The 22,777-nt window shown below is 57.9% G+C and carries 20 protein-coding genes and 1 riboswitch; of the genes, 14 read left to right on the top strand and 6 right to left on the bottom strand.

Annotated elements, in window-relative coordinates:
- Window positions 1–20: 20 nt before the first annotated feature.
- From HM1_RS02645 to HM1_RS02625, 5 genes are all read right to left on the bottom strand, one after another.
- On the bottom strand, window positions 21–893 hold the full coding sequence (locus tag HM1_RS02645; protein WP_012281724.1) for an energy-coupling factor ABC transporter ATP-binding protein: 873 nt from the start codon (window positions 891–893) through the stop codon (window positions 21–23).
- A 20-nt stretch (window positions 894–913) separates the two neighbouring features.
- Window positions 914–1,633: a cobalt ECF transporter T component CbiQ gene (gene cbiQ / locus HM1_RS02640; RefSeq protein ID WP_012281723.1), complete on the bottom strand. Its 720-nt coding sequence runs from the start codon at window positions 1,631–1,633 to the stop codon at window positions 914–916.
- A 440-nt stretch (window positions 1,634–2,073) separates the two neighbouring features.
- The gene (locus HM1_RS02635) at window positions 2,074–3,696 is read right to left on the bottom strand and encodes an IS1182-like element ISHmo2 family transposase (protein ID WP_012281187.1); all 1,623 of its coding nucleotides are present in this window, start codon (window positions 3,694–3,696) and stop codon (window positions 2,074–2,076) included.
- Window positions 3,697–3,834: 138 nt separating this feature from the next.
- A complete protein-coding gene (locus tag HM1_RS02630; RefSeq protein ID WP_012281721.1) occupies window positions 3,835–4,077 on the bottom strand; it encodes an energy-coupling factor ABC transporter substrate-binding protein in 243 nt (80 codons plus the stop codon).
- Window positions 4,074–4,748 carry an energy-coupling factor ABC transporter permease gene (locus HM1_RS02625; protein ID WP_012281720.1) on the bottom strand — a complete coding sequence of 225 codons (675 nt, stop codon included), beginning with the start codon at window positions 4,746–4,748 and terminating at the stop codon, window positions 4,074–4,076. Before HM1_RS02625 ends, HM1_RS02630 begins: the two co-directional genes overlap by 4 nt.
- 297 nt (window positions 4,749–5,045) lie before the next feature.
- A riboswitch (cobalamin riboswitch) is annotated at window positions 5,046–5,227 on the bottom strand.
- A 296-nt stretch (window positions 5,228–5,523) separates the two neighbouring features.
- Here HM1_RS02625 and speD point away from each other — a divergent pair.
- Complete coding sequence (gene speD, locus HM1_RS02615; RefSeq protein ID WP_012281718.1) at window positions 5,524–5,895, top strand: adenosylmethionine decarboxylase; 372 nt, start codon at window positions 5,524–5,526, stop codon at window positions 5,893–5,895.
- A 75-nt stretch (window positions 5,896–5,970) separates the two neighbouring features.
- On the opposite strand, the gene HM1_RS02610 is transcribed toward speD, so the two are convergent.
- Window positions 5,971–7,194, bottom strand: a complete 1,224-nt coding sequence (locus HM1_RS02610; RefSeq protein WP_012281717.1) for an HD-GYP domain-containing protein — start codon at window positions 7,192–7,194, stop codon at window positions 5,971–5,973.
- 122 nt (window positions 7,195–7,316) lie between these two features.
- Here HM1_RS02610 and HM1_RS15680 point away from each other — a divergent pair, with 122 nt between their 5' ends.
- The 13 genes from HM1_RS15680 to HM1_RS02540 all read left to right on the top strand — a co-directional run bounded on the left by HM1_RS15680 (window position 7,317) and on the right by HM1_RS02540 (window position 22,752).
- On the top strand, window positions 7,317–7,493 hold the full coding sequence (locus HM1_RS15680; protein ID WP_012281716.1) for a hypothetical protein: 177 nt from the start codon (window positions 7,317–7,319) through the stop codon (window positions 7,491–7,493).
- A gap of 181 nt (window positions 7,494–7,674) precedes the next feature.
- Entirely contained in the window at window positions 7,675–9,342 is a 1,668-nt protein-coding gene (gene glgP / locus HM1_RS02605) for an alpha-glucan family phosphorylase (protein ID WP_012281715.1), read from the top strand.
- Between the two features lie 692 nt (window positions 9,343–10,034).
- The gene (locus HM1_RS02595) at window positions 10,035–11,066 is read left to right on the top strand and encodes an RluA family pseudouridine synthase (RefSeq protein WP_083765033.1); all 1,032 of its coding nucleotides are present in this window, start codon (window positions 10,035–10,037) and stop codon (window positions 11,064–11,066) included.
- A 64-nt stretch (window positions 11,067–11,130) separates the two neighbouring features.
- Window positions 11,131–11,820: a tRNA (guanosine(46)-N7)-methyltransferase TrmB gene (gene trmB / locus HM1_RS02590; RefSeq protein ID WP_012281712.1), complete on the top strand. Its 690-nt coding sequence runs from the start codon at window positions 11,131–11,133 to the stop codon at window positions 11,818–11,820.
- Between the two features lie 301 nt (window positions 11,821–12,121).
- Entirely contained in the window at window positions 12,122–12,781 is a 660-nt protein-coding gene (locus HM1_RS02580) for a TMEM165/GDT1 family protein (protein ID WP_012281710.1), read from the top strand.
- A 133-nt stretch (window positions 12,782–12,914) separates the two neighbouring features.
- The gene (locus HM1_RS02575) at window positions 12,915–14,060 is read left to right on the top strand and encodes a DUF362 domain-containing protein (RefSeq protein WP_049754010.1); all 1,146 of its coding nucleotides are present in this window, start codon (window positions 12,915–12,917) and stop codon (window positions 14,058–14,060) included.
- A 245-nt stretch (window positions 14,061–14,305) separates the two neighbouring features.
- Window positions 14,306–14,899 carry a TetR/AcrR family transcriptional regulator gene (locus tag HM1_RS02570; RefSeq protein ID WP_012281707.1) on the top strand — a complete coding sequence of 198 codons (594 nt, stop codon included), beginning with the start codon at window positions 14,306–14,308 and terminating at the stop codon, window positions 14,897–14,899.
- A 20-nt stretch (window positions 14,900–14,919) separates the two neighbouring features.
- Window positions 14,920–16,191 (top strand): efflux RND transporter periplasmic adaptor subunit, encoded by a 1,272-nt coding sequence (locus HM1_RS02565; RefSeq protein WP_012281706.1) that lies wholly within the window; start codon window positions 14,920–14,922, stop codon window positions 16,189–16,191.
- Complete coding sequence (locus HM1_RS02560) at window positions 16,188–16,841, top strand: HlyD family secretion protein (protein WP_012281705.1); 654 nt, start codon at window positions 16,188–16,190, stop codon at window positions 16,839–16,841. Before HM1_RS02565 ends, HM1_RS02560 begins: the two co-directional genes overlap by 4 nt.
- A 4-nt stretch (window positions 16,842–16,845) precedes the next feature.
- Window positions 16,846–17,493 carry a biotin/lipoyl-containing protein gene (locus HM1_RS02555; RefSeq protein ID WP_012281704.1) on the top strand — a complete coding sequence of 216 codons (648 nt, stop codon included), beginning with the start codon at window positions 16,846–16,848 and terminating at the stop codon, window positions 17,491–17,493.
- A 6-nt stretch (window positions 17,494–17,499) separates the two neighbouring features.
- Entirely contained in the window at window positions 17,500–19,050 is a 1,551-nt protein-coding gene (locus HM1_RS02550) for a DHA2 family efflux MFS transporter permease subunit (protein WP_012281703.1), read from the top strand.
- A 200-nt stretch (window positions 19,051–19,250) separates the two neighbouring features.
- Window positions 19,251–20,201 carry a nitronate monooxygenase gene (locus tag HM1_RS02545; protein WP_012281702.1) on the top strand — a complete coding sequence of 317 codons (951 nt, stop codon included), beginning with the start codon at window positions 19,251–19,253 and terminating at the stop codon, window positions 20,199–20,201.
- Window positions 20,202–20,538: 337 nt separating this feature from the next.
- On the top strand, window positions 20,539–22,752 hold the full coding sequence (locus HM1_RS02540; protein ID WP_012281701.1) for an RNA degradosome polyphosphate kinase: 2,214 nt from the start codon (window positions 20,539–20,541) through the stop codon (window positions 22,750–22,752).
- Window positions 22,753–22,777: the final 25 nt, after the last annotated feature.

The raw sequence follows: 22,777 nt of genomic DNA, 5'->3' as shown, positions 1-22,777 counted from the left end.
CTGTCGGCCGGAAGGTCTATCTATTTGCTTTCTTTATGACTCAGCCAGGCCTGCTCGATCAAAGGGAGCAGGCTTTCTTGATCCATCGGGAGCTCTGCGCCTTTTAGCTCATTCGGAGGGGGAAGAATCGACCTTTCCGCCAGCGCCTGATACAACGCCATAGGCCAGGGCAGCTCCAGTCCGGCTTGGGTCAGTAGATCCTGCCGGGCGAAGAGCTCCCGGGGAGCGCCCTGGAAAAGCCGCTGTCCCTGATCCAGCAGGACCACCTCGTCCGACCAGCGGGCCACGATGTCCATCTGGTGCAGGGACATGACGATGGTGGTCCCCTCTTGGTTCAACTGCTCCAGCAGGTCAAGGATGCTCTTCGCTCCGGCGGGGTCGAGCCAGGCCAGCGGTTCGTCCAGGATGATGACCTGTGGGCGCATCGCCGCGACACCGGCGATACAGACCCGTTTTTTTTGGCCATAGCTGAGGGCGTGGACAGGCCGGTGGCGCAGTTCGGTAATCCCTGTTGCTGCCATGGCCGCGTTGACGCGGCGGCGCACCTCGGCCTCGGGAAGACCCATGTTGAGGGGGCCGAAGGAGATGTCCTGCTCCACGGAGGCGGAGAAAAGCTGGGCGTCAGGATCCTGAAAGACGAGGCCGACATGGCTGCGCAGTTCGCGCAAGCCCCGGCGGGAGTAATCGATAGGCTTACCCCGGAAACGGACGACACCTCGGCGCGGTTTCAAAAGGCCATTGAGATGAAGGAAGAGGGTCGATTTGCCGGCGCCGTTGGCGCCGACGACGGCGATCTTGCGTCCTGCCAAGAGGGAAAAATTGATACCCCGAAGGCCGCTGTTGCCGTCGGGGTAGTTGTATTCCACTTGCTCCGTTTCCAACAGGGCTGTCACGATGAAAACCATCCTCTTTTTTAGAGAGTTCCGGCGCTATTCTTCGGCGTTCTAGCGCGTGGCAGTACACGCAGCTCTTCCTCGTACCCCCGGGCCGACAAGGCGATGTAGAGCTCGCGGGAACGGATGAGGGAGCGGACGAAGAGGTTCGCCGCCAGGATACCGAGGGCGCGAAGGCTGTTGGCTCTCGTGGAGTAGCCAAGTCGGGACTCTTGGGCCACGACGATGGCCTGCGTCGTCTCCATGAGGACGAAAATGAAGCGGTAGATGAGGAGCATCAGTTCGGTGACGAGTCTGGGGGCTCGCAAGCGGCTCACCAGCTCGATCACATCGACCATCGGCGTGGTAAGCACGAGGAAGTAGAGGCTGGCTGTGGCGCCAAGAGAGCGAAAGAAGAGCACACCGGCCTGTTTAAGTCCGGCGGCGGATATTCCCGGTGAATAGGGGCCGAAGGTGACCTGCACGACAGGGTCAAGCGGGGACGGCGAGAAGGCCACGGTGAAGCAGCCTGTGAAGAGGAAGAGCCCCGGCACGGTCATCAGCGTCAAGAATAGGGACAGGGGGATGCGGGCCGCAAAGGCGAGCAGCGCCCCATAGAGGAGCGTGATAGCGCCCGACAGCCATGGTGTGGGCGCTATCATGCTGACCAGCAAGCCGGCGAGGGCGATCAGCCCTTTCAGTGTCGGTGGCTTGTCTCGCAGTTTGTTGGCCCAAGCCCACTGATCGATGGTAAAAAGCATATCTTTTGACCCCATAATGTTAGCGTTTCAGGTCAGGTGTCTTTGTCAGGTCAGGTGTCTTCGTCGGGTCAGGTGTCTTTGTCGGGTCAGGTGTCTTCGTCGGGTCAGGTGTCTTCGTCGGGTCAGGTGCTTCGTCGGGTCAGGTGTCTTCGTCAGGTCAGGTGTGTTCGTTTGGATCGGCGTGCGTAGGGTTAGGTTTCTCCGTACGCGTCAGGCGTCTTCGGCAGGTTTGCGTCCCATGCCCGAGTTCGCGCCGGCGCCGTTGCTGTGGCGGCGGGAGAAGTAGTAGAGGCCGTCTAGAAAATAAGCAAATTCCCTAGCCAGCCCTTGCAAAAGCATGATTTTTTAATACAAACAGCAAAAAACTAGAGTCTTTTTATCGGTCTCACCGGCCCTTTTTGAGGATTTTCCTCAAAAAGGGCAGATCTCCCCCTTGCACCTTATGCGGCTTTTTTGAAAGCAACACCGCGTAAGGCACTCACCTCCAACACCATGGTTGCATTCTTATCATTTCGTAGACGGTTGAGTTTTTGAAAGTTCGCCGCTAACGCGCTGAGCCGGGCGGCATAAGCCAGATTTCGTTTTCCGATACGGCGAACCCGGCGCAGTCCGTAACGGTTGACCAGTTCATTTTGCTTGGCTTCGATGCGGCTGCGAAGACGCATCTGTTCCTTATAGATTTTCGTTTGGGAGTGCTTTGCCGCCTCGAGCATGACACCATAGGCGTTGTGAATAAAAATCGTGCGCCGATGTTTCTTTTCTTTAAAACAGGTCGTGTAACGAGGGCAGTGCTTGCAATCATGGTCCTTGGCGCGAAGCACGAAGTTCTTCCCATCTGCCACTTCCGAATAGGTGGTGATGACTTTTCCTCTCGGGCAGATCAGTTGTGTTTGGTCTTCGGAAACTTGAAATCCCTCGCCCGCGAGGATATCACATTTTGTCTTTGGTGAAAGTGGCGCCACTACGTCAATGCCTTTTTCCTTGAGGGTGACACGGTCATCGCCCGCACCATAGTGGGTATCTCCAATGATCGTCGGGTTTTCTACACAATCGGTGGGAAGCTGATCCGCTAACGGCACCAGACTGGAGCCGTCATAGTCGTTGGCTTTCATGGCCTCGGCGGCGGCGATAAATCCGGAATTTCCGACTTCGACGATGGCCATCTTATACCCGCGCCATTTCGTCTTGCCCTTACAACCGAAACGGGCTTCGCTGTCTACAGCCGAAACTATCATATCTTTGACAGAACCGCCGGGGGCTATCTCAAGAGTTCCATCATCTTTCCGAATGATTCGTTCACGGAGGATACGGCAAAGCAAAAGGGCGTAATGAATGACATCGGGCTTCTTCTTCCACGAAGCCTCCGATGACTCCACGTAGGCCAGCAGTTCGTCAGCCTCGCTGACCACTTCAACAAGCCGTTCCATTTTGGCCTTATCGTCCAGGTTATGCTCTTTCACTTCCGTCACTGTTTCCAGGTAACGTACCGCCCGAGGGGCATGGGGGATTGCATGCCATGGAACACTGTATTGCTTCGCCAAAAGACGCACCAACAGGCGCATGGCTTGGCGGATCAGTTCGATGGTCGTGGGGGCACTGATGGGAGCTATGACATGGGTCGTGTCCGTTATCCAAGGTTCTTTCCCTGTCAAAACGCCCAGGTAGTACATCAACCGGATAAAGCGATCGAGATAGACCTTATCAAGTTCCTTTTGGATGAGCCGTTGCCGGTGGACGCCAAAATTGGCGTGATCAATGCCCGGTTCATCGAGGGCCATTCCTAACGCAAACTTGACCTCGATGTTCACACGTGTCTGTGCTTCCATCCCCCGGTCTGTTTCGCCCAGCATTTCCTGTAACATGCAGGCCATCGTCATCTGCCGGGCCGCATGACTGGGACGTCCGTTGTCAAGGCAATAGAGACCTGTAAAATCCTCCGGTTGTATTAATAGGGGCGCCAATTCACGAAACAGGCGAAAGACGGAATCGGCAGGCACAAGTTGGTCCCAGAGGGCTGCAAAGTCGTAAAAGCTAACTTGGGGGTCCACATCGAATCGAAACAAGGTACATCGCCTCGCTATAAACAGTCTTTGTACCTATATCCTTCGACGCGAAGAGTCGAATTCCCTTTAAATTCCACCAATTTCCATATAAAAACGTCTTGCTTTTTGCCCTCTCTTGAGGGGGTTTTTAGACAGACTCTAGTAGGCGATGAAGGCTGCACCGGCGGCGGCCTGAAGGCCGAAGAGCAGCGGTTCCGCTGATTCACCCGGTTCCCAGAGGGATTCGAACCAGGGCGTATAGGAGGGAGCGACGCTTTGGATCATTTCGCCCGCCTGGTCATCGGCGCCGGCAAAATCCTGGGTGAAATGCATGATCAGGGGAACGCCCGTCAAAAACAGGGCTGCCACGATCAGGACGCTCTTGTTTCGGAGCCAGCTCATGCTTTCACCTCTTTCGAGAAGATGTTCAGGGCTGACAGTTCGTCTGCCGAGTACTTCGAGAGGGCGTTGAAGATGACAAGGGTCAACAAGCCTTCAGCCAGGGCCAGGGGCAATTGCGTCACCAGGAAGATGGAAGCGAATTTAGCGAAGGACCCGGCGATGCCGGTGGCGGTGTCTGGGAAGGCGAGGGCAAGTTGCAGCGACGTGGTGAAATAGGTTGCCAGATCGCCGATGGCGGCGGCGGCGAAAAGGGAAATATTGGAGGGAAGGCTCAAGCGCTGTCCCAATCGATAGAGGCCGTAGGCGGCAAAAGGTCCTACGATGCCCATGGAGAACACATTGGCGCCCAGGGTGGTGATCCCGCCGTGGGCCAGCAGGAGAGCCTGAAAGAGCAGCACGATGGCGCCGATGACGGCCATCACGGTGGGGCCGAAGAGGACGGCGCCCAAGCCGGTGCCGGTCGGGTGGGAGGAACTGCCGGTGACGGAAGGCAGTTTCAGCGCCGATAGCACGAAGGAGAAGGCTCCGGTGACGCCGAGGAGCATTTTGGCTTCCGGATTGGCCCGAACAGTTTTTTGGATCGACCGCAGCCCATGGACGACAAAGGGCGTTGAGGCGGCTGTCCAGGCAACGGCATGGCTAAGGGGCAGGTAGCCCTCCATGATATGCATTCGCAGACACTCCTTTTCGTGTAGGGGTGGTTGTGGAGGATTTCCTATTCTACAGTCCGATGGTTGCATCGCTGCTACAGTTCAATGGTTGCATCGCTTCTACAGTTCAATGGTTGCATCGCTTCTACAGTCCGATGGTTGCATCGCCTGCGGTATCGCTCCGGATGTGCGCTAAAAACCACAATCGCATGTTTGCAGGCTCCCCGATCCCGGTCATCGCCTTAAAGCCAAGCGATAGATTGTCCGCGCCGGTCTCCGTAGGCAACAAAATAAAGCCCTCCCTTCCTCCCGAAGTAGGTCTTTCGTTTGTCGCAGGCAGGTCTCCTGGCTCGGGCGTCATCCGCTCCCGCCTCCTTCCCAGACCGAAGTCCAGTGGATCTGTGGCGGGTCGTCTTCCCTTACAGTAGCGGGGGCTGCTGAGGCTTTACACCTCATTCCCTTTTCAGCCGCTCAGCGGCACCTGCAACAAGGGTAACCGTGTTCGATTTTTCAGATAGCTATGGAAAGCACTATCCATATGTAATCGTAACACGTCAGGGCGCCCGGGGCAAGGGGGTCGCAAGCGATGATGAAAGCGGTTTTTCATAAGAAAAGTATTGATTTGCCCCGCCTTTTATGATAATAATGTATTCATTGTGGTGGGAACCAGGATTCATCCAAATCGGGTTTGGATTGCTTCGACAGACCGACGTCCCTGTTAGGGCGGGTCTAGACCCACCCCCGGATGGATCACGTAGGTCCCGGCATCCAATTTGCTGGGAAGGGGGCCGAAAAGATGGATTACTCCACTTTCGGACGACATGTCACCGTTGACACTTGGGGCGTAGATTTTGAAAAGTTGAACGACGCCCGCTTTCTGGAGGAACAGATGATTGAAGCTGCCAGGGCGGCCGGAGCGACAGTTCTCTCGTCCCAGAAGCAGCAGTTTGAGCCGCAAGGCGCGACGGTTCTGGTCCTGTTGTCCGAGAGCCACATCTCCATCCACACCTATCCTGAGAAGGGTTTTGCCGCCCTTGACTGTTACACCTGCGGGGAGACAGTGGATCCGGAAGTGGCTATCAGCCACATGATCAAGGTGCTGGTTCCCAAGAAGACGTCGGTAAAGCTGCTCAAACGCGGCGACGGACCGATTGAGGTTCTGAAATAACGACGGCGCGTGAAAAAAGCCTGGTCATCGCCAGGCTTTTTCTAATGGCATTGATTTGATTTGAATCAACAGGGCTTACGTGGTTTGTTTCAACGCTTCGAAGTCGTCGTAGTGTTGGCAGAGCAGATCGGCCAGATCGCCGTCGATGGCCTTTTCCAGGACCATCTTTTTCAGGATCGATTCGACCTTTTCGCGGGAAAGGCCATCCCGGTATGGGCGGTCTTCTACGAGGGCCGAGAAGATATCGGCGACGGCCACGATCCGGCTGCCGACGCTGAGTTCTTCCCCTGGGATGTGAAAGGGGTAACCTTTGCCGTCGAGGCGCTCGTGGTGGTAGGCGGCCCACTGGGCGATCTCGGAAAAACCGGGGACCTGATTCAGGATGTGGTAGCTGTGATAGGTGTGCTGTTTGATGATCAGATACTCCTCCGGTGTCAGTTGAGCCGGTTTTTCTAAAATCTCTTCAGGGATGCTCAGTTTGCCGATGTCGTGGAGGAGGCTGGCGACTTCCATGCGGGCGGCGTCGGCAGGAGAGAAGCCGGCCAGCTGGCTGAGAAGTGTCGCCGAGGCCGAGACGAGCCGCGAGTGGCGGAGGGTGAAGCGGCTCTTGCTGTCGATAATGCGGGCGAAGATCGATGCCAGACCTTTCAACTCGCAATAAGGGAGCTGGATGATATGCTCGTCGGCGCCGACAGCCTGCCGGGTCAGTTCGTCGATGAAAGGGGAGTCCAGGTCAAGCCAAAAACTCTCTCTCTCTGCCAGCTCGTTGAGAAGGTCTTTCCATTCGGGGCGGAAGACTGTTCCGAATAGGCTGTTGATGGTGTCCATGACCTGGCGACGCTGGGAGAGGATATGGGCAGGCGTCAGGAGGACCTCGATGCGGTCGGCCAGGTGGATCAAGTCGCCCAGCAGCAGCAGTGTGGGATCGACGGGAGAATCCTGCCGGCCCGGTTCGTCCCAATGGTCATGGTGGTGTTCGATGATGATGGCGACTTCTCTCAGTTGGGGCGAACTTGCGAGCATTTGTCGACCGAGTTGGCAATGGCTCTTGGGCGAGTGGATCTCAAAGCGGGAGAGGGCGTTCTTCTGGGCAAAGGTGACGGCGCCGATATCGTGAATGCTGGCTGCGCAATAGAGGGTCTTCAGTGTTTTGACCGGAAGCGCTATCGCCCGTCCGAGTGTGACTGCCATGTATGCAACCCGGCGGTGGTGGCGCGACAGTCCGTGGGTGGTGAAGTCCAGGGCCATGGAGAGGGCGCCGAGCAACCGAGAGAGGTCGACGGGGGTGTAGGATGCCATCCGGATACCTCCATTGGTTGCAGATTTTTCGTGGGACCTACATAGATTCATATTCATATTACCATAAGATAAAGTCGCCTTGCCGCCTCTTATTTTTCTCAACCGGCAAAGGAAGTGATATTGTGATCAAGCGGTTTACGGCGGTATGCACTGAATGCGGCACCGTGCGCAACGTGATCGTTCCCGCCTGTTCCCAGGCGGAACTGGCTGTAGATATGCTGGGCGAGATCGAACGCACCCGGACCTGCCCCTACTGCGAACAGGAAGGCCTTCGCGAGCTGCGGGACCATGTGGCCTGATCAACAGGCGCATCGTACAGTTGAATAGACCGCTTATCGGTTCAACGAACGGGGTCGGCAAAATGGTCGGCTCTTTTTTTTTTCTTCCACACAGAAAAAGAATCCAGAAAAATATAGCCATTGGAAGCTGATTCCGTTATTATAGACTTGTGGGTAAATGCGCGAGAAGAGGTGAAGGGGATTGAACGCTTTCTGTTCGGGCACGGAATTGCCACATGTGGCCTATTTTTGCATGGAATATGGTTTGAACGCTTCTATACCGATCTACTCGGGCGGTCTGGGCATTCTAGCGGGTGATTACATCAAGGCGGCCCGGGAACTGGGACGACCGATGGTGGCCGTCGGGATCCTTTGGCGCCAGGGATATACAGAACAGCACATTGACAGCAATGGTCAACCTTATGATGTATATCGCGATTATGCCTTCCCGGATCTGAGGGATACAGGTGTGACTGTATCGGTCCGCATCTGGGAACATGATGTGGTCTGCAAGGTCTGGGTGCTCGATAACCAGGGAAATGTGCCCCTTTACCTGCTGGACGCCGGTTTTCCGGGCAGCCCTCACGGGTGGATGACTCAGCGCCTCTATGGCGGGGGGCGGCAGGAACGCATCGCAGCTGAGATGATCCTGGGCATCGGCGGGATCCGGGCATTGCGCGCTCTCGGTTTGTTGATCGATGTCTATCATTTCAATGAGGGCCATGCTGTTTTTGCCGGGTTAGAACTGATCCGGGAGAAGATGAGCCAAGGCCAATCCTTCGAGCGCGCCTGGCACAATACCCGCCAGGAGATCGTCTTCACGACCCACACGCCGGTTGCCGCCGGCAATGAGGTTCACGATCATGATACGCTGGGGCGGATGGGCGCCTACAACGGCCTTGATTATAACCAGATGCGCGACCTCGGCGGCGATCCCTTCAGCATGACTGTGGCCGGTTTGCGCCTCTCCTACATGGCCAACGGCGTTTCCAAGCTGCATGGCCGCACGGTCCACCGCATGTGGGGGCACCTGGAGTCGATTCCGCTGATCTTTTCCATCACCAACGGCGTCCACCCGGGCACCTGGCAGGACCCTCGGATCAAACAGGCTTTCGAGACGCGAGGGGATCTGTGGTCCATCCACATGGACAACAAGCGAAAGCTGATCGAGTATGTCAAGGAAAAAGGGTTGGGGAACCTGCGGGAAGACACCCTCTTGATCGGATTTGCCCGCCGCGCCGCCTCCTACAAGCGCGGTGATCTGATCTTCCGTAATCCGGAGGTGATCGATCCTTACCTGAAGACGGGGAAGATCCAGATCATCTTCTCGGCCAAGGCGCACCCGGCCGATATGATGGGCAAAGAGATCATCGCTCGGTTGGTAGAATTCCAGAAGCGGTATCCCGACAATGTCGTTTTCATCGAGAACTACAACATGGACATCGCCACGTTGCTGGTGCGCGGCTGCGACATCTGGCTGAACAACCCGCGCCGCCCCCAGGAGGCCTCGGGCACTTCGGGGATGAAGGCGGCCATGAACGGCGTGCTGAACCTGAGCGTCGAAGACGGCTGGGTTGGCGAAGGGGTGCAGCACGGCATCAACGGCTGGCTGCTGGATTTCCATCCCGGCGAGAACCTTTCGCCGCAGGAGCAGGATGAGTTGGACATGAAGTCCCTCTATCGGGTGCTGCTGGAGGAAGTGTTGCCCATGTACTACCACAACCGCAAGCACTGGGTGGAGATGATGATGCTCAGCATCGACATGTCGCGCTGGCAGTTCTCCTCCCATCGGATGTGCCGCGAGTATTATGACCTGATGTACACGCCGGTGACGACGAATAAGCGGCAGTTGCTCAACCAGTCGGTGTGACTCCTTCGAATGCGCCTCTGATAGGATCGGGCCGAAGGAAGCGGTAAGGCGCGCTCAGGTGCGCTTGTGGATGGGAAAAGCGGAGAATCCGGGTTGTCGGCTTCTCCGCTTTTCGTCTTTTGCCTCTCTTTTCTTTATTCAGCTTTTATAAAGAGCGATAAGTCGCTGTTTTCGCGCTGGTGGCTCCTCGTCGGGCCGGTTCGAGCGTGCAGCCAAAGGGTTGGGATCAGCGAAGCGGTGGGAATAGAGGGCGGCTTTGGCCAGCATCGCTTCCAGGGCGAGGCGATGGCTTTCCCGTTGATACGCTTGTGGTTTGCCCGAACCGTCGCCATTGCGATCAAAGCGGACCGTGAAGCCATAGGCGGAGTTTTGACACCCGTAGATATCCCCGGCGACCCGATCCGTTGCGGTGCTTTGCTGAAGTTTCCACTCTGCCCAGTTCTCCGGGCGCCAGGGATCGGTAAAGATAAGAGGCGCTTTTCGGAAGAGACCGCCCGATTCCCTGAAGAGGGAGATTATGATACACTCTCTAGAGGATCTGACAGCAGCGCCGGAACTGCCGGCGCATAGGAACGGACGATGGAGGGACAGAGTATGAAGAAAGCCATTCTCATCTCTGGAAGCCCTCGTCAAAAAGGCAATACGATGCAGGCGCTGCGAGCCTGTGCTTCGGGCGTAGCGTATCGTCCCCTATGGAAAGGATCGTGGCCGTGTCGAAGGAATGGTTGGCTCATCGCGTTAAGCCGGAGGAGGAGGGGCGGCGGATCGGCAGTATCCTGCAGTTCTGCCTGGGCTTTTCCCGCCGGCGCTTGCAGATCCTGACCCGGACCGACGGTTTTCGTCTCAATGGAAAACGGGCCCATCTCGACCGGCGTGTCAAGGAAGGCGATCTGCTCGAAGTCTGCCTCCACCAGGAGGAGGAAGGCAATCTGGCGCCAGTCGCCATGGAACTGAAGGTGCTCTACGAAGACGCCGACCTGCTCATCCTGGACAAGCCGCCGGGGATCGAGGTGCACCCGCCGGAGCAGCGCGCCCGCTTCCGCCCGACGCTGGCCCATGGTGTAGCCCACTACTTCGCCGAGAAGGGGATCAAGGCGAGGGTTCGTCCGCTCCACCGGCTGGATAAAGACACGACAGGCATCTGTGTTTTCGCCAAGAACGCCTTCGCTCACCAGGCGCTGGATCGGCAACTCCGCAATGGGAGCTTGCAGCGCGGTTACTTGGCGATCCTGCGCGGCCTGCCGGCGGAGCTGGTGGGAGTCATCGACGCGCCCATCGGCCGCGACCCCGAGCATCACATGCGGCGCATGGTCCGCGATGACGGGGAAAGGGCGATCACCCGCTACCGGGTGACGCAGGTTATTGAACCTTCAGGCTTGGAGATGAAGGGCGCAGCGGAATCGGAAGGGCATTGGGCATTGGCGGAGGTGATTTTGGAGACGGGTCGAACCCACCAGATCCGGGTGCACTTCCGCCATCTGGGCACGCCGCTCCTTGGGGACCGGCTCTATGGCGGCGACTCGCCCCGCATCGACCGCCAGGCGCTGCACTCAGCCTGGGTGACGCTTCTCCAGCCTCGCAGCGGTGAGGCGGTGAAGGTCACCGCCGAACTGCCTGAAGATATGGCCCGCCTGCTCGGCGGGAAGGCAAACGACGGAAGTAAAAACGAAGACAGAAAAACAGAAGACGGAAAAACAGAAGACGGAAAAACAGAAGACGGTTAAAAGGACATCACTGCAACGACATCGTGCAAAAAAAAATCGATTCGCCTGAAAAGACGAGGTTAATATGCGGTTACGACGAATCCCGGGTACGCGGGAAAAGATTTTGCAGTATACCCCCTGGCTGGTGACAGAGCCGACGGCGTGGCAGGGCCGGTGGCAGGACTACATCGCCGGTCGGCTTGGCAGTCAACAGGCGGAGCCGATGGAGATCCATCTGGAACTCGGCACCGGCAGGGGACGGTTTATCAATGAAATGGCCCGCGACTGTTCCGACCACTTCTGGATCGGCGCCGAACTGCGGGAGGAGGTCCTCCTCAACGCCCTGGAACTGGCGAAAAAGGGGGAGACGCCTAACCTGGCTTTTCTGTGGATCAATGTGGAGCAGACTGTCGACATCTTTGGCGTCGGCGAGGTCGACGGCATCTACTTAAACTTCTCCGATCCCTGGCCCAAAGCCCGTCATGCCAAGCGGCGGCTGACCCACCGGCGCTTTTTGGAACGATACCGACGCTATCTGAAGGTCGGCGGCAAGATCCGCTTCAAGACGGACAATGAGGATCTCTTCCGGTTTTCCCTGGAGGAATTCGAGGCGAACGGCTTTGCGCTCCAAGAGGTCACCTTTGATCTGCACAACGATCCGGCGCTGTCATCGATGGAGTTGTCGGCAAGGGTGATGACGGAGTATGAGCGCCGATTCTCCCGTCGGGGCATGCCGATCTATCGCTGCGAGGCGGTGCTGTGCTCTCGGGATTGACAGGGCCCGATTTTTGGATTACGATAATACTGCCTGAGGGGAGTAGTTTCACGGGCAAGGTCAACAAACTGGCGTCAGCGCCTGGCCTTGCCGGCCAGGACGAGCCGTATCTGCCGTTCCGGCTTAACGAGACCTTGGACACGTTTTTTGGCGTGTCCAAGGTCTTTCTGTTTTGTTGCTTTTCTCTTCTTTCTCTCTTCTTTTTGTTGCCTTTCTCTTTGCGCCCCTTTCTGTAACCCCCCAGGCGAATAAAGTCATAGCATTGTCCGCTTATGACCAATGCATTAAGGGAGGAAACTGTATGGAAGCATTCTGGGCATCCACCATCTTTGTTGTGCTGGCGGAAATGGGGGACAAGACACAATTGCTGGGCATGGCCTTTGCCACCCGCTACAAGGCGGCGACAGTCCTGGCCGGTGTCTTCGTGGCTACGCTGCTCAACCATTTCCTGGCGGTGGCGCTGGGCGATTACCTGACCGCCTTCGTTCCGATGGAGACGGTTCAACTGGCGGCGGCCATTTCCTTTATCTTCTTCGGTCTCTGGACGATCCGCGGCGATGAGTTGGAGGGGGAGGACGAGAAGGAGTACTTTGGCCCTTTCTTAACGGTGACGATCGCCTTTTTTATCGCAGAGATGGGGGACAAGACCCAATTGGCCAGCGTCGCCCTGGCGGCCAAGTATCACAACCTGATCCCCGTCTGGATGGGCACGACGACAGGGATGATGATCTCGAATGTGATCGGCATCCTCATCGGTGTCGTCCTCGGCAAAAAGATCCCCGAACGGATCGTCAAATACGCTTCGGCGGCGATTTTTATCCTCTTCGGTTACGCCGGCATCATCGCCACCGTTTTCGATCCGGCGACGCGCTACGGGGTGCTGGCGGTGGTCACTGTGCTCACGGGGATCGCTGTATACATGCTGACAAGGGAGGAAAAGAAACCTAGCCGTTCGGAGTGACGGTTCGACTCCATCCCTGCATCGGGTATGATACTGGTAGAAGTAATCAGTGTCTTGGTGGGCATGATGGCAGGGCGAGCTCCATCCCTGCATCAGACATGCTGCTGGTGAAAGCGATTCGAGGTGATAGAATTTGACCGAAAAAGGAAAAGCAGTGGCGATCACGGCCTGTCGGAGTTATGAACCGGGCGAGATAGAGGCCGCTGTCGGACGCCTGTTGGAGCGTCTGGGCGGCTTAGCCGTCACGATCCGCCCGGGCATGCGGGTCGCCCTTAAACCCAATCTCGTGATGGGAAAAGACCCGGCTGCCGCCGTGACGACCCACCCGGCGCTGGTAGAAGCTGTTGCCAAGACGGTCATCGCCTTGGGGGCGACGCCTTTCATCGTCGACAGCCCCGGCGGCCCCTCGGCCAACGCCGCCGGATTGAGGATGGTCTATAAAAAGACGGGCATGGCCGCCGTGGCCGAGCGGTTAGGCATCGAGGTTAGCTATGACACGGCTGAAGTGGAAGTTCCCCTCACGGAGCGAAGCCCGCTGCGCAAGGTGTCCATCCTCAAGGTGCTCTACGAAGCCGACGCCATCATCAACCTGCCTAAGATCAAGACCCATGCCCAGACGGGTTACACGGGGGCGGTCAAAAACCTCTACGGCGCCATCCCGGGGATGCGCAAGGCTGAATACCATTTCCGGGTGCAGGAGCGAAAGCCTTTTGGCGAGTTGCTCGTGGAGCTCAACCTGGCACTCCGTCCGGTGCTGACGGTGATGGACGGCGTTATCGGCATGGAGGGAGACGGGCCGACGGCGGGGGAACCGAAACCATTCGGGTATCTGTTGGCCGCCCGCTGCCCCTTCACGCTGGATCACTACGCCTTGTCCCTGATCGCCGTCAAGGACATCGAGATGGACCGCGTCGCCCAGGCGCGGGGGCTTGTCGGCCCGCTGCTCCTGTTGGACGATGGTGAAACGATTGAGCCTGTTCCTTTCCGCCCGGCCTCGCACCGCCGGGTCAACTTCGTCGAAAACCATCTGCCGCCCTTCTTGGCCAGACCTATCTCACGTTCGCTACGGCCCTTGCCCGCCTTCGACCGTGATAAGTGTATCGGTTGCCGCATCTGCCTGCAGAGTTGTCCCGCTGACGCGCTGCGAATGGAGAGAATCCCCCAGCTGGATAAGGACAAGTGCATCGGTTGCCTCTGCTGCCAAGAGATGTGCCCTGAGCGGGCTGTCGAGGTGCGCCAGACGGGACTTAGCCGGTTGCTCTTCGGCTCTCGCCGCTGATTGAATCGTCAGCGGCTTTTCTTTTATAGCGGCTTTTCTTTTATATTGACAGGTTTTCTCTTTCATGAAAAAATGAAGCTTGCTAAATGAACGTTCATTTAAGAACGGCTGAATAGAAGCGGCTAAAAGGCCGCCGATTCTAAGAAGGGGAAGAAGCTTAGACAGTCGCATAAGGCGCATAAGGCGCATAAGTCGCATAAGGCGCGGAAGGCGCCAGAGCAGCAGGCGCAGGAGGCGATACAGGGTTGACGGACCTTTGCGGTTCCGAACGGCGTGACATGTTTAAGGCGGCGGCCATGGAGCTTGCCTGCCAGTACGGGTATGAAGGCGCTACCATCAAGCGCATCGCCCAGAAATGCGGCGTCACCGTCGGCACCATCTATCACTACTTTGAGAACAAGGAAGAACTCTTTCGTGAAGCCTTGCGGGAACGGACCTTCACGACGGTCCTGAAAAAATTGATCGGTGAGATTGAAGAGAAACCGATCGACGAAGGTCTGTTTCAGGTAGCGACGGGTTTTGTCGGCTTTTTGCGGGAACGGCGGAACCTGATCTCCATTCTCGTCAGTGAGGGATTGCACAACGGCGAATTCGGCAGTCTTTTCGCGGACATCGTCCGGCAGAACACGGAATTGATGAAATCCTATTTCGACCGCAAGATCGCTGCCGGCGAACTGGCGCCCATCGATTCCCGCATCGCTGTGCAGATGTTTTTTGGACACTTCTTTACGGCCTATCTGCACAAGGAACGGATGCAAATGGAACACCTGCCTCCGCTGGACGAGGCCTTCGTTCGCGGCAGCATCGCCTTGCTCTTGCATAGTTGGAGACAGCCATAGCAGAAGAGAGGAGGACAGACATGCCGAACCAACAAATCCATCGGAAAATCGGCGTCAAAGCGATCGCCCTGGGGTGCGTCGTCGCGACAGCGATCACCCTGACCGGTTGCAGCGGCGGCGCAGCTCCCGATCCGAAGGTACATAAAGTGGTCGTCGAAACAGTGGGGGAACAGGGACTCAACAAGGCCCGTGTGGTAGCCGGACGGGTCATGGGGGAAACGGAATCGGCTGTCATGAGCAAGCTCAACGCCAGGATCGTCAAGGTCCTCGTCGATGTGGGACAAGAAGTCACGGCCGGTCAGCCGCTGATTCAACTGGATGACCGCGACTACCGCGTCGCCCTCGCCCAGGCAGAAGCGAACCTGAGGGCCGCCCGAGCGCGGCTGGCTGACGCGGAAAAGGGCGCGCGGCCGCAGGAGCGGCAGCAGATGGAACAAAAGGTCACTGCTGCGGCGGCCTCCCTGGACATCGCCAAAAAGACGATGGAACGGACGCAGTCGCTCTTTGACGCCGGTGCAGCCTCGAAACAACAACTCGAGTCAGCCCAACTGGCCCTGATACAGGCCCAGACCACTTATGAACAGCTGCTGCAGCAACAGAGCCAGTTGCTCGAAGGCGCCACCGCCCAGACGCTGGAGAGCTTACGAGCCGCCGTGGACCAGATGAGCGCCGTCGTCGATCAGGCGCGGCTGAACGTCGAGGCGACGGTGATCACCGCTCCCGTCAACGGCCGCATCGCCTCCAAGCTGGCCCATGAAGGGGAGATGGCGGCTACAGCGCCTGCGGCCAACACGCTGCTGACCATCGTCAGCAGCGAACCGGTGGTGGAAGCGAGCGTTCCTGAGGAGTATATCAAGCAGATCCAGGTCGGTCAGACGATGAAAGTGCGCATCGAACAGGTTTCTTCAGAGGTCTTTGAGGCCAAGGTGATCGCCGTCAGCCCCATCGCCAACAGTGCCAGCAAAGAGTACCCTGTCAAGCTGCGCCTGCCCCAGTCGGGGCGCTGGAAATCGGGCATGTACGCTGAGGTCACTCTGCCGGATGGGCAGGCGCAGTCCCCGATCGTCGTCCCGAAAGACGCCGTCGTCAAACGGGGCAGCGAGCGCGTCATCATGGTTACCGACGGTTCCACCGTCACCAGCCGCCCCGTGCTGACCGGCCGCTCCGACGGCAGCAATATAGAGATCCTGAGCGGGCTCAAGGGCGGAGAAAAAATCATCACTGTCGGTCAAGAAGACTTGCAAGACGGCGACGCCATTCAAGTGATCGCTGAAAAGGGAGCGGCCCAATGAAGAAGAAGATCGCAAAAATTGCCGGCGCCGTCCTGCTCCTGTCCGCCCTCGGCTATGCCGGTTACAGTTATGTCGATTCTGTCCGCTATGTCACTACTGACGACGCGCGCATCGACGCCGACATCATCAAGGTGGGGCCGGAGATCGCCGGCAGGGTCATGGAGATCCGCGTCAAAGAGGGTGATCAGGTCCAGGCCGGCGAGACGATGGTCCGGTTGGAAGAGAAAAATACGACCTTGCAAAACCGCGATGCCGCCCTGGTGCGGGCGCCCGGCACGGGTATGGTCATAAAAAAGAATGTCAACGACGGCGAACTGGTTTCGCCGGGGCAGCGCCTTTTTTTGCTCGCCGATTTTCGGAATCTCTACGTGTCGGCCCGGATTGAGGAAACGAAGATCCACCGACTGGCCGTCGGCGAACCGGTCACCTTGACGGTCGACGCCTTCCCGGGGCGGAAGCTGCAAGGCGTGGTGGAACAGGTGGGCTTTGCCGCCGACAGCGTCTTTTCTCTGCTGCCGAGCAGCAACGTGTCGGGAAACTTTATCAAAGTGACCCAGCGGATCCCTATCAAAATCAAAATTCTTGACGACCAGGGACTGCGCATCCTCCCCGGAATGAACGTCATCGCCAAGATCGCCACAGGGGGATGATGCGGTGAAGGCTAAAAAGCTGATCGTCTTCATCATCGGCAGCTATCTCCTGGCGACGGCCCTGATCTCCGCCTATTACGGCTACGAGCATCTTTACTTCGTCCGGACCGACGACGCCAAAGTGGCTGTTGACCTGGCCGTAGCCCGTGCGCCCATTGCCGGGCGGATCACTGACCTGAAGATCCGGGAGAACGAAACTGTTGCGAAGGACGACATCGTCGCTGTCGTGGAAGGAAGTCCGGCACCCAATCAGCCGAAGCTGCGCGCTCCTGTTTTCGTGCCGAGCAGCGGACAGGTCCTGCGGCTCGAGGCGCGCGAGGGGGAAGCCGTCACCGCCGGTCAGCCGCTGGCCGCCGTGGCCGATCGGGCGGCCGCCTATGTAGAGGCGCGCTTTGCAGAAGTGGATTCGAGCCGCATCCGGGTGGGACAGACTGTCGAGGTGAAACTCGACGGGGCGGCCGGACAGGTCTTTACGGGGATCGTCTCGTCCATCAACCGGAACACGGAACAGATCACCTGGCCGATTATCCCGCTGACGCCGGCGCAGCAGCACCCGCGAGAGGATCAACTGTTGAGTGTGAACATTGAGGTTCCCGGCGCGCCCCTGATCCTGGGCACCGGCGCTGCGGTCAAAATCCGGGTGAAGGAGTGATGGCCCATGACCTCCCGTGAGAATGGACATCCCGGCGTGTTGGTGGTGACGATGGTCGTTGTCATCGGCACCTTCATGGCCGTCCTCGACACATCGATCTTGAACGTGGCCTTGCCCAAACTGATGGTGCTGTTCAGTGTCGATACGAAAGAGATCCAGTGGATCCTGACGGCCTACATGCTCGTATCGGGCGCCGTCATCCCGATCATGTCCTACCTGGGCGACACCTACGGTTATCGTAGTCTTTACGCCTACTGCTTGGCCGCTTTTACGGCAGGCTCGCTGCTCTGCGGCCTCGCCTGGAACAACGAGAGTCTGATCGTCTTCCGGGTCATTCAGGCCCTCGGCGGCGGGCTGATCCAACCGGCCAGCATGGCCCTCATGTTCCGTTTTGTGCCCAAAGAGAAGATGGGCATGGCCATGGGGCTCTTCGGCCTCTCCATCGCCGTGGCCCCTTCGATCGGTCCCTCGCTGGGCGGTTTCATCGTCGAGGATTTCAGTTGGCGCTGGCTGTTTATGATCAACGTTCCCCTCGGGGTGCTCGGCTTCGTCCTATGTCAGACCCTTCTGCCGGAGACGGAGAAGATCCCTTCTGCGCATTTTGACTTTTGGGGACTTCTTCTCTCGTCTGGCAGCGCCTTCCTCTACCTGCTCGCCCTCGACAAGGGGCAGGACTGGGGCTGGTCGAGCTACACCGTCGTCATGCTCCTGCTCACTGCGACGGCGATGGCGGCGCTGCTGGTTGTGGTGGAGCTGAATCACACCCATCCCATGCTCGATCTGCGGCTGTTCAAAATCCCCCAGTTCACCTACAGCGTCGTCATCTCCAGTTGCCTCTACATCATCCTCATCAGCGGCGTCTTGCTCTGGCCGATCTACCTGCAGAACATCCGGGGCTATTCGGCTGTGCAGACGGGGCTCATCCTGATGCCCCAGGCGATCGCCATGGGCTTGATGATGCCTGTCGCCGGGAAGCTTTACGATAAGATCGGCGCCCGTCCCATAGTGATGGTAGGTCTCCCCCTTATCGGGGTCTCCACTTACCTGATGCATACGCTGACAGTGGACACGCCCCAGTCTGTCTTCAACCTTTGGCTGATCCTGCGGGGGCTTGGCCTCGGTTTGACCTTTATGCCTGTGAACACAGCCGGTGTCAGCGCCGTTCCGCTCATGAAAGCGGGCGCCGCGTCGACGCTGAACAACCTGGTCCGGGCTGTAGCCGGCTCCTTCGGCATCGCCATCACCACATCGATGCTGGAGAATCGGCAGGCCTTTCACGCCCACCGGCTGGTCGAGGGGCTCGATCTGTTCTCACCGAGCTGGACCATGATGCAGCAGTCAGCCGATGGCATCCTGGGGGCGACGGGAGATAGGTCGCCCTTGCAGCCGACAACGCTGACCCTCATGTACGGCCAGATTCAGCTGCACAGTAACACCTGGGCCATGGCTGACGTTTTTTTCGTCTTTGCCCTATTGGTCATCCTTGTCATTCCGATGGCGCTTTTGCTGAAGAAGAGGGGCGGCAAACTGGGCGGACCGCCGGTGGTGGCAGAGTAGAGGAAAGCATTCTTCCTCCGACGGTGAAGCAGCGTCCAGGGCAAATTGTCGGATTGGAGCCGAAAATGTGCTCGAATAGAACAAACGGGTATAGGGGCCTCTCTTTTGTTGCATCCTTTCTTTTGTTATCATTAGGTACATACCGATAAACAACATAGAGAAAAGAGATCGGGAATGGCAAAAGAAGGGGGATTCATTTCTTGAAAACGAAACTGACGGCGCTCTTGGGAATTCAATATCCTGTGATCCAAGGCGGCATGGCCTGGGTCTCTGAGGCCAACCTGACCGCTGCCGTCTCCAACGCCGGTGGGGCGGGCATCATCGCCACTGGTGGCCGGCCGACAGAGTGGGTCCGCGAGGAGATCCGCAAGGCCCGCAGCTTGACGGACAAGCCCTTCGGCGTCAACATCATGCTGATGGCGCCCAACAAAGACGAGATCGTAGAAGTGGTCTGCGAGGAAAAGGTGGCCTTCGTCACCCTCGGCGCCGGCAACCCGGTTCCCTTTTTTGAGAAGCTCAAGAGCGCCGGGATCAAGGTGATCCCTGTCGTTCCCAACGTGAAGCTGGCCAAGCGGGTCGAGGCGGCTGGCGCTGACGCCGTCGTCATCGAAGGCATGGAAGCGGGCGGCCATATCGGCACTTTGACCACGATGGCGCTCTTGACTAACGTGATTCCTGAAATGAACATCCCTGTCATTGCCGCCGGCGGCATCGCTGACGGCCGGGGGATCGCCGCCGCGCTCCTGATGGGCGCTTCCGGCGTCCAGATGGGTTCCCGTTTTCTCCTCGCTGAAGAGTGCGCGCTGCACCCTAACGCCAAGAAGCGGATCATCGAGGCGGTGGACACCGATTCCATCGTCACCGGCTACTCCCGCGGCCACGGCGTTCGCGGCTTGAGAAACCGCATGACCGAGAAATACCTGGAACTGGAGCGTGCCGGCGCGCCGCAGGACGAGTTGGACAAGCTCGCCATCGGCACCAACCGGCTGGCGGCCATCGAAGGCGACATCGAGAACGGCCTCGTCCAGGTCGGCCAGAGCCTGCATCCTTTGAAGGAGATCAAGCCGACCCGGGCGATCATGGACGAACTGATGAGTCAAACGCGAGAGGCCTTAGCTGGAGCGGCTCGGTTGGCGGCTATGCTCGCATAGCCGACAGAAGCACCGCCCTTCACCGCAGAAGTGGAGAGGGGCGGTTTCTTGCTTTTTCTCGGTTTGTTAAAATTGTTAATTTTGTACTAAGATTGCGGCAAAGGTCCCATCGGAAGCGACTTTTTCCAGTATACTCGACATGACTCATGAGAATGCCTCTTCGAATCGTCGCGCTTTTTGCCATATTGGGATATCAAGCCAGTTTTGGCATGAGAGATCTCAAGAGCAGCGCCTCTTTCAGTTCGACCATATAGCGATGCCGCTGTTCTTTTAGGTATCATAGAAATATGAACGGTATGGATCTGGACGCGAAATCATTGAGGTGGAGAGATAAGGGATGTGCCAAAAAAACTTGGAAGCCGATGCAAATGCCAACGGGCCAAGCCTTGACAACAGGCCGGAGCGGAAGTCCTTCAACCGTGCCGAGTACTACATCAACCGGGAATTGAGTTGGCTTGAGTTCAACCAGCGCGTCTTGGAGGAGGCCATTGACAAGACCAATCCTTTGCTGGAACGCTTGAAGTTTTTGGCGATCGTCAGCTCCAACCTAGACGAGTTCTTCATGGTGCGCGTCGCCGGCGTGCAGGATCAAAAAGAGGCAGGTTTGCTGAAGCGTGATCCCTCCGGCTTGACGCCGGCGGCGCAGTTGAAATTGATCGCCGAACGGACCCACCGCATGGTGCAGGATCAGTACGCCCACTTGATGAACAACCTTTTGCCCGAACTGGAGGCCAAAGGGATCCGCTTCTTGCGGTGCGAGGAATTGAACCACAACCAGAAATCCTTTGTAGAGAACTACTTTGATGAAGTCATCTACCCTGTCCTGACGCCCTTGGCCGTCGACCAGAGCCGGCCCTTTCCGTTGTTGGCCAACAAGAGCCTCAACATCGCCGTTTTTTTAGAGCCAAAAAACAACCTGGCCGTCAAGCGGCAGCTCTTTGCCGTCGTCCAGGTGCCCTCGGTGCTGCCTCGTTTTATCGAGGTTCCTTGTGCCAGCGGCAAGGCCTTCGTGTATCTGGAGGATGTGATCAAGAGCCAGTTGGAGGTGCTGTTTCGGGGCAACCGCATCCTCGAATCTTCCACATTCCGGATTACCCGCAACGCCGACCTGACTGTGGATGAGGAAGGCGCAGAGGATCTCTTGGAGGCCATCGAAAAGGAACTGCAAAAACGGAAGTGGGGCGCCGAGGTGCGGCTTGAACTGGAGGCCGGCGCCGGCCCGTCCATCGGGGAGTACTTGAAGGCGGATCTGGAACTGGATGACGAGGACATCTATGCTATCCCCGGCCCGTTGGATTTGACGGCTTTCATGCGCATTGTCGATCTGCCGGGTTACGATAATCTGCGCCATGAGAAGATGACGCCCCAGGAGCCGGAAGATTTGGTCGGCGAGAAAGACCTCTTCGCTGCCATTGCCAAAAAGGATATCCTGCTGCATCATCCTTATGAGTCCTTCCACCCGGTCGTCGAATTTGTCTCCCAGGCCGCCCGGGATCCGAGGGTGCTGGCGATCAAGCAGACCCTCTACCGGGTCAGCGGTGATTCATCCATCGTCAAGGCGCTGGCTGAGGCGGCCCGCAAGGGAAAACAGGTGACGGTGCTGGTGGAACTGAAGGCGCGCTTCGATGAGGAGAAGAACATCGCCTGGGCGAAGACGCTGGAAAAGGCGGGTTGCCATGTCATCTACGGGCTGGTGGGCTTGAAGACCCACGCCAAGATCATCCTGGTGGTGCGTCAGGAGGAAGGGAGAATCCGCCGCTATGTCCACCTCGGCACGGGCAATTACAATGACGCTACAGCGCGCTTTTATACCGATTTTGGCTTGCTGACCAGCGCCGAGAGCTTCGGCGCCGACGCCACCGACTTTTTTAACGAGGTGACGGGCTACGCCGTGCCGGCTAAGTGGCGGGAGATCGAGGCGGCGCCGCTGGGGCTGCGCAAGAAGTTTTTCGAGTTGATCGAGCGGGAGATCGAAGCGAGCACGCCGGAAAAACCGGGACGCATCATCGCCAAGATGAACTCGCTGACTGATGAGCATATGATCCAGATGCTCTACAAGGCCTCCTGCGCCGGTGTACAGATCGACCTGATCGTCCGGGGCATCTGTTGCCTCCGCCCGGGAATTCCCGGCGTGAGTGAGAACGTCCGCGTCACCAGCATTGTAGGCCGCTTCCTGGAACACCACCGTGCCTACTACTTCCAGAACGGGGGCAGCGAGGAGATATACCTGTCCAGCGCCGATTGGATGGACAGGAACCTAGACCGGCGGGTGGAGCTGCTCTTCCCCGTCAAGGCTCCGGCGCTGGCGCAGCGGGTGAAAGCCATCCTCGAAATAATGCTGAAGGACAACGTCAAAGCCCGCCGCCTGCTCCCTGATGGGACCTATGTGCGGGTGGCCCAGGAGGGAGGGGAAGTTCTGCAGAGCCAGGTCTACTTCCTCAAGCAATCGCGGCGCAGGGGCGGACGCGGTTCGAGACGCAACCGTGCGGTAGCGGCGACCCCGGTGGAGCGGGAGAACGAGAAGGACGACGGTAAGAACCTGCTCCATTGATGCGGTAAATCGGGATTGGCAAATA

Source organism: Heliomicrobium modesticaldum Ice1 (assembly GCF_000019165.1).
GTDB lineage: Bacteria > Bacillota > Desulfitobacteriia > Heliobacteriales > Heliobacteriaceae > Heliomicrobium > Heliomicrobium modesticaldum.
The sequence above is the reverse complement of the archived record's forward strand: the minus strand, read 5'-3'. Positions and strand labels throughout refer to the sequence as shown.

What these genes read in the sequence shown, in the direction of transcription:
- HM1_RS02595 (WP_083765033.1), top strand. Translation starts at nt 10,035, where the DNA reads ATGGAAAGGATCGTGGCCGTGTCGAAGGAATGGTTGGCTCATCGCGTT.
- HM1_RS02540 (WP_012281701.1), top strand. Translation starts at nt 20,539, where the DNA reads ATGTGCCAAAAAAACTTGGAAGCCGATGCAAATGCCAACGGGCCAAGC.
- speD (WP_012281718.1), top strand. Translation starts at nt 5,524, where the DNA reads ATGGATTACTCCACTTTCGGACGACATGTCACCGTTGACACTTGGGGC.
- HM1_RS02625 (WP_012281720.1), bottom strand. Translation starts at nt 4,748, where the DNA reads ATGCATATCATGGAGGGCTACCTGCCCCTTAGCCATGCCGTTGCCTGG.
- HM1_RS02550 (WP_012281703.1), top strand. Translation starts at nt 17,500, where the DNA reads ATGACCTCCCGTGAGAATGGACATCCCGGCGTGTTGGTGGTGACGATG.
- HM1_RS02610 (WP_012281717.1), bottom strand. Translation starts at nt 7,194, where the DNA reads ATGGCATCCTACACCCCCGTCGACCTCTCTCGGTTGCTCGGCGCCCTC.
- HM1_RS02565 (WP_012281706.1), top strand. Translation starts at nt 14,920, where the DNA reads ATGCCGAACCAACAAATCCATCGGAAAATCGGCGTCAAAGCGATCGCC.
- cbiQ (WP_012281723.1), bottom strand. Translation starts at nt 1,633, where the DNA reads ATGCTTTTTACCATCGATCAGTGGGCTTGGGCCAACAAACTGCGAGAC.
- HM1_RS02580 (WP_012281710.1), top strand. Translation starts at nt 12,122, where the DNA reads ATGGAAGCATTCTGGGCATCCACCATCTTTGTTGTGCTGGCGGAAATG.
- HM1_RS02560 (WP_012281705.1), top strand. Translation starts at nt 16,188, where the DNA reads ATGAAGAAGAAGATCGCAAAAATTGCCGGCGCCGTCCTGCTCCTGTCC.
- trmB (WP_012281712.1), top strand. Translation starts at nt 11,131, where the DNA reads ATGCGGTTACGACGAATCCCGGGTACGCGGGAAAAGATTTTGCAGTAT.
- HM1_RS02630 (WP_012281721.1), bottom strand. Translation starts at nt 4,077, where the DNA reads ATGAGCTGGCTCCGAAACAAGAGCGTCCTGATCGTGGCAGCCCTGTTT.